Origin of the sequence: Jonesia quinghaiensis DSM 15701, from assembly GCF_000423205.1 — a bacterium.
In the GTDB taxonomy this organism is placed as follows: Bacteria; Actinomycetota; Actinomycetes; order Actinomycetales; family Cellulomonadaceae; genus Jonesia; species Jonesia quinghaiensis.
Genome location: NZ_AUHN01000010.1, coordinates 126,457 through 145,400, shown reverse-complemented (window position 1 = coordinate 145,400; position 18,944 = coordinate 126,457). Strand labels below are relative to the sequence as shown.

Genomic DNA, 18,944 nt, shown 5'->3' with positions numbered 1-18,944 from the left:
AGAAAAATGTGGGTGGTGGTGCCGGTGAATCCGGCACCACCATCGGTATTAAGGCTGTACGCGGACGTTGACTGGCCCGACGCCTTCTCCAGCGGTAGGAACAGAGAAGTTGATGGTGTAGTCGTATGCGGTTGTGCCACTGGTTGCACCGTTGTAGACCCAGGTGCCGTGGGTGTGGCTGTTCTGCGACAGCGTCACAGCTGTGCCTCCGTTGAAGGTGACGCTGCCTGGTCCTGTTGTGGCCCAGTTGACGGTGAGTGTTGACGCGCATCCCGCGCCAGTAGCTTCATAAGCGAAGCCGAAGTCAGGAATGTAGTCATCGGCGTTGCCGCCGCCGGTCACCCGGTAGCGGTCAAGGGCGGAGCTGTAGGTGACGTATCCGCCGCTTGATGAACGATCAATGATGAAGTTGTAGTCACCGATCTCGTCACCGTGGACGTGGGTGTCACCAACGTGGGCTCCTACTTCGTAGTCGCCATTGACGCATTCAATCTCGACAATGTCGATGTGCCCAGAGGTGATGGTTGCTGCGTGAGCTGCCGCCGGCGTTCCTAAAGCGAGTACTGCTGCCCCTGCTGCTGCCAGTAGCGCTGTGCGTTGTGTGCTGCGTGGTCCCATGGGTGGTCCTCCTGTGTTGTGGGTGGGATGTCATGAACGGCGGCGCTACAAACGCAAGTAAAATGGGAATCGTTATCAATAGCGCCGCGCACATCATACTCACAGAATTGCCAGTAGTGTCAACAGTGGGTGCTACGAAAAATGCACGGTGGTCAATAGAGTGAAAAAGGCAGTGCGCAGGAAGGTTACGTGGGATCGGCGGCTAAACTGGTTGCGTAGTTATTGGCGCGTTCGGCGACGTCATTGATGTATTTTGACGAATTGTTATACGCCCGCACGGCCCGCACCCAGTTTTCCGCCTCGCTTAACGCGCCTTGTCCGCGATCACAGAGGTAGAACGCAGCAGACAGGGCAGCATCATCGATGTTTTGCGGATTCGCCTCACCGCTGCCATTCGCGTCGGTACCAAAACGCGACCACGTCTCAGGAATGAACTGCATGGGGCCCACAGCACGGTCCCACTCGGAGTCACCGTCAAGTTCCCCACCATCAGTGTCCGCAATTGCCGCAACACCATCGCCATTGAGCGGAATCCCGAAAATTCCCGGTTCAGCAGTACCATCCTCGGACAAGGTGTTGTCATTGATGACGCCGTGGAAGGATTCGATGCGTCCTATGCCAGCGAGGGTGTTCCACGATAGTTCACACCGAGGATTAACCTCTTGATTCCGCATGGCTGCGCCAGCGTAGGCGCGCAATGCGCGCTCGGGAACACCTGTGAGTTCAGAGGTGCGGATAACCCACGTGGGGTCAGGGAGGTCAGCGGTTGGCCACGTTTCGAGGTCAGCACCATCCGCCAGGGGCGGATGTTCGGTTGTCAGTGCGCCGGCGCGCATTCCAGGGGGCTGAGGTGAACCAGCTGAAAGACTCGCGCTGTTGCGGATCGCGGCCAGAGCACCTGCAATAACCAACCCAATAATCCCAACGATGAGCAATCCCACGAGAGGCACAACGAGCGAGGTAGAACGTTGGCGGGGTCGGTTCATGCTCACAGTCCAATGCGCGGGTGTTGGAGGTGGGGACGTTATCGTAAGAAGTAAGGGGCGGCGGTGTACTGTCCAACTGTAGTGCTAGGACAGATGCTATTGGCAGAGGTCACGCGCATTGTCGCCGGACATGCTTGGTAGATTCTGTGAATGCTTGACGGGTGAAAGGTTGACACAATGGCAGTCGCGCAGGTCCGGTTTTTCTCGGAGGCTCTTCGTGAATCAACGGTGATGACCGTTATTCTCCCGGAGTCAACTCACGGGCAAATCGGTATGGACACTGTTGTTCCGACAGGTAAAACCCCGGTTCTTTATTTGCTGCATGGATTGAGCGATGACGATTCCATTTGGACGCGGAGAACTTCCATTGAAAGGTACGTGGCGGAATATGGCATCGCGGTTGTCATGCCCCGCGTTGGCAGGTCTTTCTACTGTGATGAGCGGTGGGGCGGCAAATATTGGACGTTGGTCAGTGAGGAAATCCCGAGAATCATCCCGCAAATGTTTCAGGTTTCTACTCGCAGAGAAGACACATTCGTTGCGGGGTTATCGATGGGCGGGTACGGCGCATTTAAGCTCGCGTTTCACCACCCGGAACGTTTCGCCGCAGCCGCATCGTTGTCAGGTGCTCTAGACGTCGCCGAATCCGCTAGTTTCGAGATGCTACGTGGCGAAATTCCCCAGGTGTGGGGTGATGCCCACCCCGCAGGTACTGACGATGACCTCGTGCACCTCTTGCGCAAAGCTGACCCGCATCGACTCCCATCGTTGTATCAACTATGTGGCACTGAAGACTTCCTTTACCAAGACAATCTGCGCTTCGCTGAAGCTGCCCGCCACGCTGGGCTCGTCATGACACAGGACCTCGAGGGCCCGGGAGACCATGAGTGGGGATACTGGGATCAGCAGATTCAACGAGTACTCCACTGGATGATGAACGGCCACTCACATCCCACTGAATGAAGCCTCCAGAAACAGATACGATGACCCCATGTCTGAGACGTTGTTGTGTCCCTGCGGTACAGGGAGTCCTTATCTAGCGTGTTGCGGCCCGTTCCACGGGGGCAGAGCGGTACCTGCCTCACCAGAAGCACTCATGCGCTCACGCTATAGCGCCTACGTGGTTTTGGACGAGGCCTACTTGAGAGAGACGTGGCATCCCGACACCGTCCCCGATGATCTTGAGGTTTCCCAAGACATCGATTGGCGCAGGCTCCGTATCCTTGACGCACCACCACCTGTTGGCGATGTTGGGTATGTGAGCTTTCGAGCTCACTATCGTTCGGGGCAAGAGCGCGGAGTTTTAACAGAGACCTCGCGGTTTGTGCGAAGCGACGGTCGTTGGCTGTATGAGATGGGTGAGGCCACAGACACCACAATGAGCGTCTGAAGTTCTTGTATTCGTGTGTGTCCGCCAGGCCAAATGTGGCGAACCGGGCTACGTTGGAAGGGGCGCACAATGGCGTGTGTCCCTTTCAATGGACATAGACGATCAACGAATGGAACGCGACGTGCCACTGCCAACTACCCCGACAAACGATTTCCTCCTCGGGCTACCCAAAGCAGAGTTACATCTCCACGTTGAAGGTACGTTAGAACCTGACCTGAAGCTACGTTTGGCGAGGCGCAATGGGGTAGATATAGGGCAGCAAAGCGTTGAAGATGTCCAGGCAACGTACCAGTTCACCGATCTAGCTTCTTTCCTTGCCGTGTACTACCCGGCGATGCAGGTACTCGTGACAGAGCAAGATTTTTATGACTTGGCTGACGCGTACCTTGCAAAAGCTGCCACCCAGGGCGTGAAGCGCGCAGAAATCTTCTTCGATCCTCAAGCACACACCACTCGGGGCATTTCTTTCGCCACCGTGATCTCGGGGTATTCGCGGGCCGCCTATGAAGCAGCGGAACGACACGGCATTGATGCCGAACTCATTATGTGCTTCCTGCGTGATCACACCCCGGAATCCGCTCACGCAACCCTAGAAGAAGCACTGCCACACAAGCACCGGATTCTCGGTGTGGGTCTCGACTCAGACGAACGAGGGAACCCGCCAGCACTGTTCGCCAAGACGTTTGCAACAGCCCGGGAGAACGGCCTCAAACTGACGATGCACTGTGACATTGACCAGCACAATAGCATTGAGCACATTCGCCAAGTCATCGAAGACATAGCGGTTGACCGGATTGATCACGGGACGAACATCGTTGAGGACCCCGCATTGGTGAAAATGGTCCGGGACCAAAGTTTGGGGCTAACCTGCTGCCCCTTGTCGAATTCGTTTGTTTCCGATGATATGAAAGCAAACGAGATCATTAACCTCCTGCGCGAGGGAGTGAAAGTAACTCTTAACTCCGATGACCCAGCGTACTTTGGTGGTTACATTGGTGATAACTACCAGGCATTTGCGCAGGCCAGCGGTGCGACCACCGCAGAAATGGTGCAGATTGCCCGCAACTCGTTTGATGTCAGTTGGGTCAGCGCAGAACGCCGGGCAGACTACCACGCGATGATCGACTCCTACGTGCAGGAGTTCTCCGCATAGCAGCAGTTGCCCACCGTGACTGGTGAGGTGGCTCCACAGGAGGAGAGGGAGGCAGGGATGACTGAAGAAACGTGCGGATTTGGCGACTTCGAGTTTGAACGACGCTTCTACGTTGAGTCATTACCCTCAGTGGTCTTAGAAGACCCTAGCCCAACGCTTATTGTGCAGAACTACTATCTTGCTGAACAAGGCTTCGCGTTGCGGGTTCGCGTTCAAGCCCCAGGTGTTCGACTTTCTATGGACGGGTCAGAGAACATCCCGCACATCCTTGCCGACCATGGGGGAGATGTTGATTTTGCGGCGGTGACAGTAAAAGGTCCAATGAATGCGGGAACCCGCTACGAAGCTGAACGGGAACTGGATGCCACCGTAGCGCTATCCATGATCACATTGGGTGGCCAGGTCATCGCGAAGAACCGCTACGGTGTATTACTCGGTGAGGATGGGTGGGTTCTCGACGTATTTGGCGGACGCAACCGCCCACTCATTATTGCTGAATGTGAACGAGGCAGGCCGGTAACTGATCTGACGATTCCAGCTTTTTGCGCCAGTGAGGTGACTGAAGACCGGCGTTTTTCCAATGAATCTTTGGCGCGCACCCCTTTTTCTGTGTGGGCTGAGGAATACGGGGCGCAATTGGGGCGTGATGGCCCCGTATTCCTCCACGGGTTAGGGGTCAACCACCACCTACCGCCGCCCGCTGACTTGTTCTAGTCCCTCGGTTTAACTGTCAGGAGCGACATTGAGGAGAAAATCGCTGAGATCGGTAAGTTCTTCACCGCTGACAGCGTGAGGTAGGCCTGGGTAGATGTGAAGGTCTAATTGAGTGTGTGTTTCGAGCCAGTGTTCTGCGTCAAGGAACCGGTCCAGCGTGACGATGGGGTCGGCGTCTCCGCGACCAAAAAATACAGGCAACTGACGCTGGGCTAATGCTTCGTCGCCGGGGTGCGGCTCAGAGGACCGAAAGCCTGAGAGGACAACGCCAGCACGGAATTTTTCAGGTGCTGTTCGTAAAAGGTGTGTCACCATTGCCCCACCTTGAGAGAAACCCACCGGAATGATTGGCGTGTTCTGTGGTACTTCAGCATTGAGCCAACTGAGGACAGCGTCAGTAGCCTGCTCAATGTCTTGGGGGTCGGGGGTGCCTGGGCTTGGGCCGCGGGAAAACCACGCGTAACCGCCCATGTCGACTTTCGGGGCGCGCAGTGATGCAGCTTCAAAGTATTGCGGAAGGTGGGGGAGTAGGCCGACGAGATCATTCTCGTGTGAACCGAGCCCGTGCATCAGAAGGAGAAGGGGGCGGGGCGTGTCGGAGGAGGCAGCAGGCTGCCTCCTCCACACAACGGCATCAGAGTTGAGTGTCATCACTCCACTGTAGGTGATGCTCTTGGTGCCCGTGGGGGTGGGGCTAGTCTGTCGTGCGTGCACTCCGTGCAATTTTGTGAACTGCTTGTTTCGTGACGCCAAGGCTGTGAGCAATGGAACTGAGTGACCGGGTCGCGAGCATAGCGGTAATAACTGCGCGACGTTGGTCAGCAACAAGTTCAGAGAGCTTGCCCTGGCGGTGTGCGTACTCCGAGAGCAATAGCAGCTTTTGGTCATCGCTAAAACTGTTGTACGGAGCGATGGTGAAGATCTCTGGATTGCGGGGGTCGTAGGACACGAAGAACCGATCGAGGGCTTCTTCGGTGATCCCAGCTGCTTGGAGGCGATCCAACACAATGCCGGCATCAGCTGGGTTGCGGTACCACAGGACGGTGGTTGCCAGGTCACGGACGTCAGGGATGCTCATGCGTCGATTGTCCCCCGAGACGGGGAGAAGTGTCCACCATCTGACCGAAATACCGGGAAAATCTTTCCATGTGGAAACCTCGGCGGGTTTTTGTGGTGTTATTGGCGATTTGTCATCTCGCGGATGTAGCGCGCTGGTGTGTGTCCAGTGATGCGAGAAAACGCCGCGATAAATCCGCTCGGTGTTGAGTATCCCACACGGTTGGCCACCATGGTGACGCTAGCTCCTTCGCAGAGCATGTCAATTGCTTTACGGATGCGAACCACGGTGCGCCACTCGGGAAACGTCAAGCCAGTCTCAGCAACGAACAGCCGCTGCAGTGTCTTTGCGGAGGTGAATCCGATACGCCCCCACTCTTCAAGGCTGGTGGTCGCTGCCGGATTGCTGAGGAGCTCGTGAGCTATTCGTACCGCACGAGGGTCGCGTGGCATCGTCAGTTCAAGGTCGAGTTCCCGCAGGCGCGGAATAACCTCAAAAGCCTGTTCTGCGGCGCGAGCGTACTGCTGTGAACTGGTCATGGATGGTTGGAGGAGCACTCGAACGAGATGTGTTAATGCTCCAGTAGAGCGAATGGATTGTGGGGAGTCCCAGGTGATGGGGCACTCGTCGGGTTGGAACAACAGGGGAAAGGTTAAAGCATCTGCGGAGGGGCGAAGTTCGCGCTGTACTCCCGCAGGAATCCACAGGAGGCGCACGGTGGACAAGTGCCACGTGCGGTCTTCGACTGCGACCTGAGCTGTCCCTGACATGACGCAGAGGAGCTCGTGAAAAGAGTGACTTCTCGTTGTGGAGGGGGAAAGTTGGGGGGCCTGGGCATGGCGGCACGACAGCGGGTGGCGAGTGGTGTGTGGGTCGCTAGCGCGAACATCGGCGGGGAGAAGGTCGATGACGGGCACGTGTGGCCTCCATGAGTCAGGGTGGGAATCCACCTCGCAGTACTTAGGTAAGGGTAACCTAAACCGTGTGCTGTGGGTACTCGTCGTCTCATCCACGGGTAACGTGTTGCCTAGGCCATGTGCCTATTTGGTAGCAGGTCAAACTTCCGGTAGGAATGAACCATGGATTCTGGGCACGTCGCTCTGCTCTCGCTCGATTTGCTCGGGACACTGGCTTTTGCCGTCAATGGTGCCATGACAGCCCTGAGGTACGCCCGCGTAGACATCGTCGGGGTGCTGACCCTTGGAATGGTCACAGCGCTAGGAGGTGGGTTTATCCGGGACATCCTCATTGACTCCCTACCGCCCACCACATTCCAAGATTGGCGCTATCTTCTCACCGCTGCGGTGGGCTCTCTCCTTGCCTTCTTTCTCGGACCGCGTCTTGAGCGGCTGGCGCCCACCATCAACCTTTTTGACGCAGTGGGGTTATCGCTGTTTGCCGTCATCGGCACCTTGAAAGGGCTGGCTTTCGGACTAGGGCCAGTTCAATCCATCATCCTAGGAGTGATCACCGCTGCTGGTGGTGGGACCATTCGTGACATCATGATCCAGCGCATCCCGGCCGTGCTTCATACCGAGTTGTACGCCATCCCCGCAGCACTAGCAGCTGGGCTAACAGTACTGATCGTGGAATCATCAATGCCAAGCGTGCCATGGGTGGTCATTGCAGCACTGATCTGCTTTGTCCTGCGTATGGTGGGGATCCACTTTGATCTCCACGCACCAAAACCGCCACACTTCAGGAAGGACACGTAGTGGCAAAGCTCTACTTCCGCTACGGAGCAATGAACTCCGGGAAGAGCACCTCCTTACTTCAAGCTGCACATAACTATGAAGAGCGCGGGCACCACGTTCTCCTCGTAAAACCGGGCATTGATTCGAAGGCTGGGCAAGCAGTCTTGTCGAGGTTAGGGGTTGACCGAACCGTCGACTACCTCTTGGCAGAAGGCGACGACGCCTACGCAACCTTTCAAACGCATCGGGCACGAGTGCAAGAACAGCACGGGACAGACGTGTCATGCCTGCTTATCGATGAGTGTCAGTTCCTCACGGAACACCAGGTAAATGACCTGATGCGCATTGCAGTTCTCGATGACATTCCCGTGATCTGCTACGGAATTCGCACAGATTTTCGCACAGCGGCGTTCCCCGGATCGCGCAGGCTCCTCGAAATAGCTCACTCGTTAGAAGAGCTGAAAACCATATGCCGGTGTGGTCGAAAAGCGGTGTTCAACGCACGCCGCTTTGATGACGCCTACGTTTTTGAAGGCGATCAGGTTGCCATCGACGGAGTCGAAGTGACCTATGAGTCGCTGTGTGCGACCTGCTACCTCCGGGAATCAGGCGGTCAACTCACTCGGTGATCCAAGAGTCACGATCAGCGCATGCAGGCGGAGGTTACGAAAGTAACCTCCGCCTGACGAGTCACTACCAGCGGTCATGAACATGTTCGCTGATGTGCTGTGAATAGATTTCTGTGATCCGCTGCGCGGTGGCGTCGTCCAATGCTGGCTGACCAGCTGCAGCAGCATTCGCCCGAGCCTGGTCAGGGGTGCGTGCACCGGGGATGACCGTTGTGATGCCCGGCTGATCAATCAGCCACCGCAAAGCCCGTTGGGCCGGTGAGGCTTCGATACCTTGTGCATTAACAGCAACGGAGAACTCCGCTGCGGCAAGAACCCCAACCTCGTAGGGGACGCCAGAAAAAGTCTCACCAACATCGAACGCCCCACCATCGCGGTTGAATGACCGGTGGTCATTGTCCGCGAACGTCGTGGTTGTTGTGTACTTCCCCGACAGCAACCCCGATGCCAACGGAACGCGGGCAATCACCGCAACCCCTGCGTCGGCGGCCACAGGTAGTACCTGGGACAGAGGCTTCTGACGGAATGCGTTCACAATGATTTGGATCGAGGCAACCCCAGGGTGCGACAATGCTTCCAACGCTTCAGCGCACGTTTCAACGGACACACCGTAGTGTGCGATACGGCCCTCTGAAACGAGTGTATCGAGCCACTCATAGGTGCTTGCCCGGTGGTAAACCTCTGTTGGCGGGCAATGCAACTGCACGAGATCGAGGGTGTCCACTCCAAGGTTTTCCCGACTGCGATCAGTCCACGCGCGGAAATTATCGAGCGTGTACTGATCTCCAGTGTGCGGGTTAGCGCGGCGGCCCATCTTTGTGGCAACCGTGACGCCGTGGTGGGAGCGTCCCTGAAGGTAGGTGCGAATGAGTTGCTCAGAGCGCCCATCACCATAAACATCCGCAGTGTCAAAGAAGCGAATCCCGGACTCGTATGCGGCGTCCAAGATCGTCAGTGCGGCGTCCTGGGTGACATCTCCCCAGTCTGCACCAAGCTGCCAGCAGCCCTGGCCAATGACACTGAAGGAAAAGGGTAGGCGTTGTGCTGTTCTGGTCTCCATATGTGCAGCCTAGAACACCTCAGGGGTGTGTGGCGCGGTGGACTGGTCTAGAGCGGCGAACTCTGCGTCAGCGTCCTCAACCGAAAGGCTTGGCATCATATGCCCAATCTGTGGTTCCCATGCGGCGAAGTTGTCTGGAAAGCAGGAACGTAAAAGTTGCAACATCGCGGAAACCGCAGTCGAGGCGCCAGGGGAGGCTCCAAGTAAACCTGCGATTGTGCTGTCTTGTGCTGTCACGAGTTCGGTACCAAATTCAAGAACTCCGCCACGTTGCCCGGGCTTAGTTTTCATCACTTGTACACGTTGCCCCGCAGTGATGAACTCCCAATCCTTAGGGTTGGCGGTGGGCATGAACTCTTTGAGGGAACGGAACTTCGACAATGGTGACTTTGTGACTTCACGCATCAGGTACCGTGTCAGGTCAAAGTTGTCTTTAGCGACCGACAGCATTGTCACAATATTTGTGGGCCGAATGGAAGTGACGAGGTCAAGGAAAGAACCCTGCTTCAGGAATTTCGTCGAAAAACCAGCGTATGGTCCAAATAGCAGAGACGTTTCTCCATCGACAACACGAGTGTCCAGGTGGGGGACTGACATGGGCGGCGAACCAACGTCTGCCTTGCCATAAACCTTCGCTTGGTGCTGCGAGACGATTTCAGGGTTTGTGGTGCGCATGAAAACGCCGGAGATTGGGAAACCACCGTAGCCTTTGATCTCAGGGATGCCTGATTTTTGGAGAAGGTGCAACGCGGCGCCACCAGCTCCAACAAAGACAAACCGTGAGGAGATCTTCTCCGTGCGCACAGGGGCATTCCAGTGCCGGTCACGCACCGTGATGTCCCAGGTGCCATCTTTGCGCTGGTTGAGATTGCGAACTTCGTGCTGTAGGGCAACGTCAACACCGTGCTGGTTGAGGTAGTCCGTCAGGTGATGGGTGAGCCGACCAAAGTTGACGTCCGTGCCATCAAGTGAGCGGGTGGCTGCGATGGGTCCATTCTCGTCGCGTTCTTGAGTCAAGAGCGGAGCCCACGTCGCGATCACGGCGGGGTCATCGCTGAACTCAAGATCAGAAAAGTTCGGGTGTGTGACGAGCGCCTGGTGTCGGCGACGCAGAAACTCGACGTTCTCTTCTCCGCGCACAAATGTCATGTGTGGTGTGGGGGAAATGAATGTTGACAGTGCAGGAATACTGCCCTGATCACTTAAATGGCCCCAGAACTCGCGAGACACTTGAAATTGCTCGTTGATGTCGACGGCTTTGTTGATGTTCACTGAGCCGTCAGGCATCTGCGGGGTGTAGTTCAGTTCGCAAAGTGCTGCGTGCCCGGTGCCCGCATTGTTCCATGGGTTGGAAGACTCAAGAGCCACATCATCGAGGCGTTCTATGAGTTTTATTGTCCAGTCTGGTTGTAACTCGGCGATGAGCGCGCCGAGGGTGACACTCATGATTCCGCCACCAATGAGCACCACGTCGTACGTTTTATCTTGGGGAGTCTGTGTCTTTGCCACGAGTCGATAGTACGGCTGGCCAGCATATGCGTGTTCTGCCAGTGAGTTATCTCACCACCTCTGAGTTGGAGATGGTTCAGTAGGTAGCAAGGTTACCTGAAAGATGGGTTGCGTCCTGGAGTGGACAAATAGTCAGAATGACCGGCTCATGGTGCATGCTGTCACGAGCGAGGGGTGAGGAATGCCACAGATAACAGCAGGGCTGGTTGGTGCAAACAAGGTGCCTCACGTGCAGAGCAACAGTGTCGATTAGGCTAGAGACAACAAAGGAGACCCGACATGAGCCAAGACCCCACCAACTACGGTGACACCCCAGAACCTGACCTTATTGTTGCGCACCCACGCCACGAGGTCATCCAGCACGTTGCCCAAACAGAAACAATCTCGCTCATTGACGCTGAAACCGGCAGTTCCGCGGTGCAGGAAGCCGATAACCCAGCATCTGTAGCAAATATCTTCTCGCGTGACGCTGAGGATGCCCTTTGACGGCTCCGAAATCCCTGTTCAACGCTCTGCGTGCTCGAATCAACTATCGCACCGTACGGGACCGCCTAGGGGTGGGGCGTCGGGCATTCGTTCGATGGGCCATGTATCCGCGTGATGGAGTCATCACCCCACGTATTGTCAGGCTCTGCATTGTTGGGCTTTTCATCACGCTCACCAGTGCGTTGTATGGGGTAACCACTGCAACTGCTCACGCGAACTTTGGACCGCACGATGCCACCTACGAAATCACCGTTAATTCCGTGGTGACACTCGACGCTGGGCCACTAGGAACCTTGCAAATCCCTTCGCCGTTACCCGCTGGGTTGGGAGTAACCGCAGTGGTCTCCGAAATCCCAGAGTCACTGACCGTTTTGAACCCCGACGATGCTTTACAGGCTCTCAGTTCAGACGTACAGAGCTATCTACAGTTCTTTGCCGCGCCAGAGGCAACCGTGAGTTTGGTAACCAAGCTTCTGATCCATGACGCTTTAGTCCGCGCTGGATGGGCTGCTGCAGCGCAAATCGCCATCGTTGGGCTCTTTGCTCTGGCAATGGGACGATCTCGGCGAAGCCTGTACTCCTACCGCGCAGCGCGCCACACGTGGCTCCTTACGGCAGCAGCTTCAGTTGTGATTGTCTCCGTGACCTGGACAACAGTGGTGCGCTCCGAACAGCACCTTGAAACAGTTGGTGCTCAAGCATCAAGCGTGTTTGACAACACGCCACTTGAAGGCGCTCGCATCACGGGCCGTTTGTCAGGAGTAATAGACACCTACGGTCAACAACTTGTTGGTGTTTATGAGGAAAACCAAGCCTTCTATGACCGGGCAGATGCTGCGCTCTTTGAAGCGTTAACGGTGCGCGACACACTCATGCGCACAGACGCCCTGCGTGCTTCCACCGTGGGTAACGCCCCACTGACGATCACACCTCAAACGACGCAATCACCGTTGATGGTTGATCGGATTATCGACCGTGATACCGCTACTGCGGATGACTCTGAGTACGTCACGATGTTGGTTGTCACTGATCTGCATTGCAACGTCGGAATGTCACCGCTGATCACCACAGCAGCGACCCACGTTGGCGCCTCCATCATTCTTAATGGCGGAGACACCACCATGAATGGAACTGATCTAGAACGGTTCTGCATGGATAGTTTCGCCTCGGCCGTGCCCAGTGGGGCGGTCATGGTGCAATCTGATGGAAATCACGACTCAGAGATCACCACTGCTCAGGCCCAGGAAGCCGGAGTTATCACACTTCACGCAGAACCTGTGGAGATTCAAGGCATCACCTTCTTGGGGGATACTGACCCACGAGCAACCAGAATTGGCCAAGGGTCCTCACTTGTTGCTGGTGAAACCTATGCGGAAGCTGGAGCACGATTGGCTGATGTTGCGTGTGCAGCGGATATCGATATCTTGTTGATTCACACGCCAGCAGTTGGGGTGCCTGTCCTCAATAGTGGGTGTGCTCCGGTGCAGATTTCTGGGCACTTCCACCGCAGAATCGGCCCTCAACAAACCGGTCAAGGCATCCAATACGTCAATAGTTCTACTGCTGGTGCTGTCAAAGGGAAAGTAACAATTGGCCCCTTGAACGGTACGGCGGAAATGACTGTCTTGCGCTTTGATCCACAAGAGCGGCGCATGGTCGACCTGCAAATAATTAGTGTCACTCCGCAAGCCACTGCAACTGTTGGACCTCGGGTACCATTCCCGCAACCCATGCCCGTCACGGCTGACACCGAAAGTGCTTCCGAGGAGTCCGTAGATCGCTCGGGAACACCAAGCGGAACTGCAGACAACGACAGTGACGAATCCTCCGAACAGGAGGAGGGCGCTCCGTGAACACACCCCAATTAACCAGCGTTGCCCAGGATTACATCAAAGTGGTGTGGAGCCTTCAGGAGTGGTCTGACCAACCTGTCAGTACCAAAGACCTCGCAGATCGGCTAGGAGTCGGCACCTCAACGGTTTCCGAAACAGTTCGCCGTCTTGTCTCCCAAGGTCTTCTTGATCACGAACGTTATGGTGCTATCCATTTGACGGAACTCGGTCACCGACAAGCGCTGGAGATGGTTCGCCGCCACCGTTTGATCGAAACGTTCCTCGTTCAAGAACTGGGCTACACATGGGATGAAGTCCATGATGAAGCGGAGGTGCTTGAGCACGCAGTGTCTGACCTCATGGTGGATCGGATTGACACTCGGTTAGGGCACCCCACTCGTGATCCACACGGTGACCCAATACCCTCCAAAGACCTGACCTACGCCACCCCGGAGGCGTATACCTTGGCAGTGCTAGAGCCTGGAGCGCGGGGGACTGTAGCTCGAATATCAGACGAAGACCCCGATGTGCTCCGCTACTTTGCTGACCTCGGATTTGGGCTTGACGCTCATGTGCGGATTGTTTCGCGCACTCAAGCTGTTGGGGTGATGGACATTATGTGGCGCCCTGCATTGAGTGAGGTGCCTGATCAATTACTCACCCTTGGACTACTTGCGGCTGACGCCGTATGGATTGTGACTCAGTGACAAAAACACTCACCCCCACTCAGCAATCTCTTGCCCTTGGAGCGCTCGCACTTGGTGGATTCACCATTGGAACAACCGAGTTCGCGACCATGGGGATACTCATGAATATCGCATCGGGTCTTGATGTCACTGAGCAGGCTGCTGGTCATGCCATCACGGCTTATGCGTTAGGGGTTGTCATCGGTGCACCGAGCATTGCGATTCTTACTGCTCGGATGTCTCGGTCACACCTCATCATGTGGCTGATGGGTATCTATTCTGCGGCGAATGTGTTGTCAGCTTTCGCCCCGGACCTCGGCCTCCTCATCGTGGGCAGGTTCCTCGCTGGGCTGCCTCATGGAGTGTTCTTCGGTGTTGGTGCGGTGGTGGGAACGGCGATTGTTGGTTCAGCTCGCCGTGGTTTCGCGATGTCCATCATGTTGGGTGGACTGACCGTAGCGAACGTTATTGGTGTCCCGTTGTCCTCATGGTTGGGGGCCGTGTTTGGGTGGCGAGCTTCATTTATCGCTGTTGGTGCGCTTGGCGCACTTGCTATGACTGCTTTACTGGTGCTTATTCCACCGGTGGCACCGGAGCCTGGCGCGCGCCCGCGTACTGAACTGGCTAGTATGCGTAATCCGCGCCTATGGGCGGTCTTCGCTGCTGCTGGTATCGGTTTCGGTGGCATGTTTGCGGTGTATTCCTACGTGCAGCCCATGGCGGTTATTGGCGCGGGGGTAAATGAGAGCTTGGTTCCCATTCTCTTGGCGCTTTTTGGCACGGGAATGACTGTTGGGATATTCCTCGCCGGTCGCATGATGGACATTGACGTCAAGCGCACAGTGAATGTTGGTTTTGTGACCACCTCAGGTGCTCTTATCTTTCTTGGTCTAACAGGTAGCCACGCTGTGTGGTTATTTGTTGGAGTGTTTCTGGTGGGGCTAACTTCACAGTACTTAGCGTTGGGATTACAAGGGTTGTTGATGGACCTTTCGCCTAAAGCTCCATCATTGGGTGCAGCATTGTGTCACTCTGCGCTTAATCTCGCGAATGCCAATGGTGCATTTTTAGGTGGGTTGGTCATTGCCCGCCCAGATTCTTACCAAAATCTGGCGTGGCTAGGTGTGGTACTGACCGTTGTGGGTTTTGTGTTAGTCACTCTCTTTACTCCTCCACGGCCCTCGCGACTTGACGTATTAACTAGTTCAACGTCCTGACCCGGCACGATGTGCACGACGCTGGGGGCGCAGAACCTTCAGGTGGTCCTCAGAAAAGTCACGTACTTTACACCCAGCGAGCCAACACAGTTGTTGTGAAGGCTCAGTTCAACACCGTGCGGTGTTCCGCGACAACACATGGGGTCAGCTATGGCACAGAAGCATTCAACCGACGAATCACTACCTGACGAGGATTTCCCCGTCGATGTCGTAGCACCACCTGTCCGACGTTTGACGGACCGGAACTTTGCACTTTTGCTTGTTGTTGCCGGTGCTGTTGCCTTTGCTGCGTCTATGGCGTTGGCGATCGAAAAGTACCTCAAGTTGCTTAATCCGGACCGGTTGGCGTCCTGCAGTTTCAATCTCTTTCTCGACTGTGCCGATGCTATGGCTTCCAGCCAGGGTGCTCTTCTGGGGTTCCCGAATCCGTTGATTGGTGTGGCGGTATTCCCCGTTGTGGTTACAACAGGTGTGGTTGTGTTGGCTGGTGGGAATTTGCCGCGGTGGTTCTACCGTGCGCTAGGCATTGGCATGGCCGTTGGCATGGTCTTTGTTGTCTTCTTGATGTACACCTCAGTGCACGTGCTACAGCGCTTGTGCCCTTACTGCATGGTGGTGTGGGCAATGATGATTCCGTTGGCGTGGTACACCTTGGTGTGGCTCGTTCAGGAGGAACACGTACGGGTTAGTGATTCGACACGCCGGTTCATGGTGAACAACCGGCTTCTCCTGCTGCCGTTGTTCTTCTTGGCTGTTGTGGTCTGGATTCTGCTGGGCATGGGAGACGTTATCGCGATGGCTTTGTAAAGCCGTCACACAGACATGCTGGGAATCACAGGCTAGGTGAGTGCGGAATTCTCAGTAAGCACCATGGGTAACGCGGTAAACTCGCGTGTGTGAACACAACGCCCAATCCTCAGCAGACGGCAGCGTACGCTGCACCCACCGAGCCTTCGTTCCGGTACACCGCTGACCTTGCACAGAAGATTGAACTTCGCTGGCAGCAGGTATGGGAAGAACAAGGGACCTACCACGCAGCAGACCCGGTGGGCGGACTCACTGATGGTAAAGGCCTTCACGCCGACCCGGACAGTCCTTCCTTCTTTGTCATGGACATGTTCCCTTTTCCCTCTGGAGCTGGCTTACACGTAGGCCACCCGTTGGGTTACATCGCAACTGATGCAGTAGCTCGTTTTCGCCGTATGAATGGTGACAATGTGTTGCACGCGTTGGGGTTTGACGCTTTCGGTTTGCCCACAGAGTTGTATGCCATTCAGACTGGCCAACACCCGCGCCAGGCAACACAGGACAATATCGCCAACATGCAACGCCAACTGCGTCGTATGGGCTTGGGACACGATTCACGGCGGTCCTTCGCCACAACTGACACAGACTATGTGCGGTGGACACAGTGGATTTTCTTGCAAATATTCAATTCTTGGTATGACGAGGCGGCGACTAACCCTGCCGGTTCACTGGGGTGTGCGCGCCCTATTAGTGAGTTGGAGCAGGAGTTTTCAACCGGTGTGCGCGCGGTGCCGCCTGTGGGTGACGTTGTCGCTGGTACACCGTGGGGGGAACTGACCCCAGCACAACGCACCGAGGTGCTGAATCACTTCCGTCTTGCTTACGTTTCTGAGTCACCGGTGAACTGGTGCCCAGGCTTGGGTACTGTGTTGGCCAATGAGGAGGTGACCGCTGAGGGGCGTTCTGAACGTGGGAACTTCCCCGTGTTCCAGCGCGCCATGCGCCAGTGGAACATGCGGATCACGGCGTACTCTGACCGGCTTATAGATGATCTTGCCTCAATTGACTGGCCAGAGAAGGTCAAGTCGATGCAGCGCCACTGGGTTGGCCGTTCGGAAGGCGCGCATGTGGCCTTCACCGCTGGCGAGCACACCATTGAAGTCTTCACGACTCGCCCGGACACGCTGTTTGGTGCCACTTTTATGGTTGTTGCACCGGAGCACCCAATCCTGGAAACTGCTGTTCCAACTCAATGGCCTGACGGCACGCGTGATGCCTGGACCGGAGGGTACGACAACCCTGCTCATGCGGTCACGGCTTACCAAGCAGAGGCATCAGCGAAAACGGCAGTAGAACGTCAAGCTGATGCGAAGAAGAAAACCGGTGTGTTCACTGGAATTTTCGCAACAAACCCAGTCGATGGACGCCAGATTCCAGTGTTCACCGCAGACTATGTCCTCATGGGGTACGGTACCGGCGCAATTATGGCTGTTCCCGGTGGCGACGATCGAGACTACGCATTTGCTCAGGCTTTCGACCTCGATGTGGTCTACACCGTTGCTCCACCGCAAGACTTTGCTGGTGACAGTGCGTGGACCGGTGATGGTGACATCATCAACTCATCAAATGAGGAAATTAGCCTCAACGGTATGACGGTGCCACAAGCGAAGAGCGCGATTATTTCTTGGCTTGAACAACAAAAAACTGGCACAGGTACAGTCACCTACCGTTTGCGCGATTGGTTGTTCTCACGGCAACGCTACTGGGGTGAACCCTTCCCCATTGTGTATGACGAGAATGACCAGCCCATTGCGGTTCCTGAGTCGATGCTGCCCATCGCGTTGCCTGACACCCCAGACTTCGCACCGCGAACCTTCGACCCACAGGATGCAGAATCCCAACCGGAACCTCCGTTGGGCCGCAACGATGAATGGGTGAACGTTGACCTCGATCTCGGTGACGGAGTGCGAACATACCGCCGAGAAACCAACACCATGCCTAACTGGGCGGGGTCATGCTGGTATTACTTGCGGTACATCGACCCAACAAACAACGCCTCTGATTCCCAGAACGTGGTTTCCCGTGAGCTTGAACAGTATTGGGTTGGCCCTCACCACAATGAGCAAGTCGCAGATGCTGGGGGAGTGGACCTGTACGTTGGCGGTGTAGAACACGCAGTTTTGCACTTGTTGTACGCCAGGTTTTGGCACAAAGTCCTCTTCGATCTGGGGCACGTCTCCTCACCTGAGCCGTTCCACAAGCTCTTCAACCAAGGTTACGTTCAGGCCTACGCATACACTGACGCACGTGGACAATATGTGCCTGCAGCGGAGGTCGAAGAACACACGGATGAATCCGGTTCAACTGTCTACACCTGGCAAGGGCAGCCGGTTGCTCGCGAATACGGGAAGATGGGTAAATCACTGAAAAATGTGGTGACACCTGATGAAATGTACGAGAACTATGGTGCAGACACCTTCCGTGTGTATGAGATGTCTATGGGCCCCTTGGATTTGTCTCGCCCATGGGAAACCCGTGCTGTCGTTGGTGCACAACGTTTTCTTCAGCGTTTGTGGCGCAATGTGCTTGATGAGAACACTGGCGAGGTGACAGTTTCCGAAGAACCTGGCGATGTTGCGACACTGCGGGCACTGCATAAAACAATTGTGGCTGTCCGTGAAGAGATGTCCGGCATGCGCATCAATACGGCCATTGCCAAGCTCATTGAGTTGAATAACCACCTCACATCGCTGCCACAGGTGCCGCGTGCAGCTGCCGAAGCGCTCGTCATCATGGTTGCGCCTGTCGCGCCACACATCGCCGAGGAATTGTGGCACAAGTTGGGGCACACCGACTCTGTTGTGTACCAACCGTTCCCTGTGGCTGAGGAAAAATACCTGGTGGAAGACACCGTCACCACGATCTTCCAAGTACAGGGCAAAGTCCGCGGTAAGGGAGAAGTTAGCCCATCGATTAGTGATGAGGACCTGCAAGCTCTGGCTCTGGACAATGACGGCGTGAAACGCACTCTCGATGGGCGTGGGATTCGCAAAATCATTGTGCGGGCACCAAAGTTGGTGAACATCGTCCCGGAGTGATTGCCGCTCAACGAGTACCCGATGCTGACCGCCGTGCCGTCCTGGTGATGCACGGCGGTCAGCGCCAT

At 55.8% G+C, this 18,944-nt stretch carries 19 protein-coding genes; 12 read left to right on the top strand and 7 right to left on the bottom strand.

Going from position 1 to position 18,944, the window contains the following annotated elements; all coding sequences use genetic code 11:
* Positions 1-48: 48 nt before the first annotated feature.
* Positions 49-618, bottom strand: a complete 570-nt coding sequence (locus tag G538_RS0110175) for a hypothetical protein (protein WP_029069241.1) — start codon at positions 616-618, stop codon at positions 49-51.
* Between the two features lie 185 nt (positions 619-803).
* On the bottom strand, positions 804-1,604 hold the full coding sequence (locus G538_RS0110170) for a lytic transglycosylase domain-containing protein (protein WP_035834094.1): 801 nt from the start codon (positions 1,602-1,604) through the stop codon (positions 804-806).
* 177 nt (positions 1,605-1,781) lie between these two features.
* On the opposite strand from G538_RS0110170, the gene G538_RS0110165 reads away from it, so the two are divergent.
* The 4 genes from G538_RS0110165 to G538_RS0110150 all read left to right on the top strand — a co-directional run bounded on the left by G538_RS0110165 (position 1,782) and on the right by G538_RS0110150 (position 4,861).
* On the top strand, positions 1,782-2,567 hold the full coding sequence (locus G538_RS0110165) for an alpha/beta hydrolase (RefSeq protein ID WP_029069239.1): 786 nt from the start codon (positions 1,782-1,784) through the stop codon (positions 2,565-2,567).
* 28 nt (positions 2,568-2,595) lie between these two features.
* The gene (locus tag G538_RS0110160; protein WP_029069238.1) at positions 2,596-2,994 is read left to right on the top strand and encodes a YchJ family protein; all 399 of its coding nucleotides are present in this window, start codon (positions 2,596-2,598) and stop codon (positions 2,992-2,994) included.
* Between the two features lie 121 nt (positions 2,995-3,115).
* On the top strand, positions 3,116-4,147 hold the full coding sequence (gene add / locus G538_RS0110155) for an adenosine deaminase (RefSeq protein ID WP_211218601.1): 1,032 nt from the start codon (positions 3,116-3,118) through the stop codon (positions 4,145-4,147).
* A gap of 57 nt (positions 4,148-4,204) precedes the next feature.
* Positions 4,205-4,861, top strand: a complete 657-nt coding sequence (locus G538_RS0110150; protein WP_029069236.1) for a CYTH domain-containing protein — start codon at positions 4,205-4,207, stop codon at positions 4,859-4,861.
* Between the two features lie 9 nt (positions 4,862-4,870).
* On the opposite strand, the gene G538_RS18170 is transcribed toward G538_RS0110150, so the two are convergent.
* From G538_RS18170 to G538_RS16205, 3 genes are all read right to left on the bottom strand, one after another.
* Positions 4,871-5,512 carry an alpha/beta hydrolase gene (locus tag G538_RS18170; protein ID WP_029069235.1) on the bottom strand — a complete coding sequence of 214 codons (642 nt, stop codon included), beginning with the start codon at positions 5,510-5,512 and terminating at the stop codon, positions 4,871-4,873.
* Positions 5,513-5,555: 43 nt separating this feature from the next.
* The gene (locus G538_RS18165) at positions 5,556-5,939 is read right to left on the bottom strand and encodes a hypothetical protein (RefSeq protein WP_029069234.1); all 384 of its coding nucleotides are present in this window, start codon (positions 5,937-5,939) and stop codon (positions 5,556-5,558) included.
* Positions 5,940-6,037: 98 nt separating this feature from the next.
* Entirely contained in the window at positions 6,038-6,835 is a 798-nt protein-coding gene (locus G538_RS16205; RefSeq protein ID WP_051196922.1) for an AraC family transcriptional regulator, read from the bottom strand.
* A 162-nt stretch (positions 6,836-6,997) separates the two neighbouring features.
* Between G538_RS16205 and G538_RS0110130 the strand changes: the two genes are divergently transcribed.
* The gene (locus G538_RS0110130) at positions 6,998-7,633 is read left to right on the top strand and encodes a trimeric intracellular cation channel family protein (RefSeq protein WP_029069233.1); all 636 of its coding nucleotides are present in this window, start codon (positions 6,998-7,000) and stop codon (positions 7,631-7,633) included.
* Positions 7,633-8,241: a thymidine kinase gene (locus G538_RS0110125; RefSeq protein WP_029069232.1), complete on the top strand. Its 609-nt coding sequence runs from the start codon at positions 7,633-7,635 to the stop codon at positions 8,239-8,241. The genes G538_RS0110130 and G538_RS0110125 overlap by 1 nt, the downstream gene beginning before the upstream one ends.
* Before the next feature lie 64 nt (positions 8,242-8,305).
* Here G538_RS0110125 and G538_RS0110120 read toward each other — a convergent pair whose 3' ends face one another.
* Together G538_RS0110120 and mqo are read right to left on the bottom strand one after the other, a co-directional pair.
* On the bottom strand, positions 8,306-9,301 hold the full coding sequence (locus G538_RS0110120; RefSeq protein WP_029069231.1) for an aldo/keto reductase: 996 nt from the start codon (positions 9,299-9,301) through the stop codon (positions 8,306-8,308).
* Between the two features lie 9 nt (positions 9,302-9,310).
* Positions 9,311-10,810 (bottom strand): malate dehydrogenase (quinone), encoded by a 1,500-nt coding sequence (gene mqo, locus G538_RS0110115; protein ID WP_029069230.1) that lies wholly within the window; start codon positions 10,808-10,810, stop codon positions 9,311-9,313.
* 279 nt (positions 10,811-11,089) lie between these two features.
* Between mqo and G538_RS0110110 the strand changes: the two genes are divergently transcribed.
* The 6 genes from G538_RS0110110 to leuS all read left to right on the top strand — a co-directional run bounded on the left by G538_RS0110110 (position 11,090) and on the right by leuS (position 18,876).
* Positions 11,090-11,296, top strand: coding sequence for a hypothetical protein (locus G538_RS0110110; RefSeq protein ID WP_029069229.1), 207 nt, complete (start codon positions 11,090-11,092; stop codon positions 11,294-11,296).
* On the top strand, positions 11,293-13,149 hold the full coding sequence (locus G538_RS16200; RefSeq protein WP_157544422.1) for a metallophosphoesterase family protein: 1,857 nt from the start codon (positions 11,293-11,295) through the stop codon (positions 13,147-13,149). The genes G538_RS0110110 and G538_RS16200 overlap by 4 nt, the downstream gene beginning before the upstream one ends.
* The gene (locus G538_RS0110100; protein ID WP_029069228.1) at positions 13,146-13,835 is read left to right on the top strand and encodes a metal-dependent transcriptional regulator; all 690 of its coding nucleotides are present in this window, start codon (positions 13,146-13,148) and stop codon (positions 13,833-13,835) included. The genes G538_RS16200 and G538_RS0110100 overlap by 4 nt, the downstream gene beginning before the upstream one ends.
* Positions 13,832-15,031, top strand: coding sequence for an MFS transporter (locus tag G538_RS0110095; RefSeq protein WP_029069227.1), 1,200 nt, complete (start codon positions 13,832-13,834; stop codon positions 15,029-15,031). The genes G538_RS0110100 and G538_RS0110095 overlap by 4 nt, the downstream gene beginning before the upstream one ends.
* A gap of 150 nt (positions 15,032-15,181) precedes the next feature.
* Positions 15,182-15,838 (top strand): vitamin K epoxide reductase family protein, encoded by a 657-nt coding sequence (locus G538_RS16195; RefSeq protein WP_035834090.1) that lies wholly within the window; start codon positions 15,182-15,184, stop codon positions 15,836-15,838.
* An 89-nt stretch (positions 15,839-15,927) separates the two neighbouring features.
* Positions 15,928-18,876 carry a leucine--tRNA ligase gene (leuS, locus tag G538_RS0110085; protein WP_029069226.1) on the top strand — a complete coding sequence of 983 codons (2,949 nt, stop codon included), beginning with the start codon at positions 15,928-15,930 and terminating at the stop codon, positions 18,874-18,876.
* Positions 18,877-18,944 lie beyond the last annotated feature (68 nt).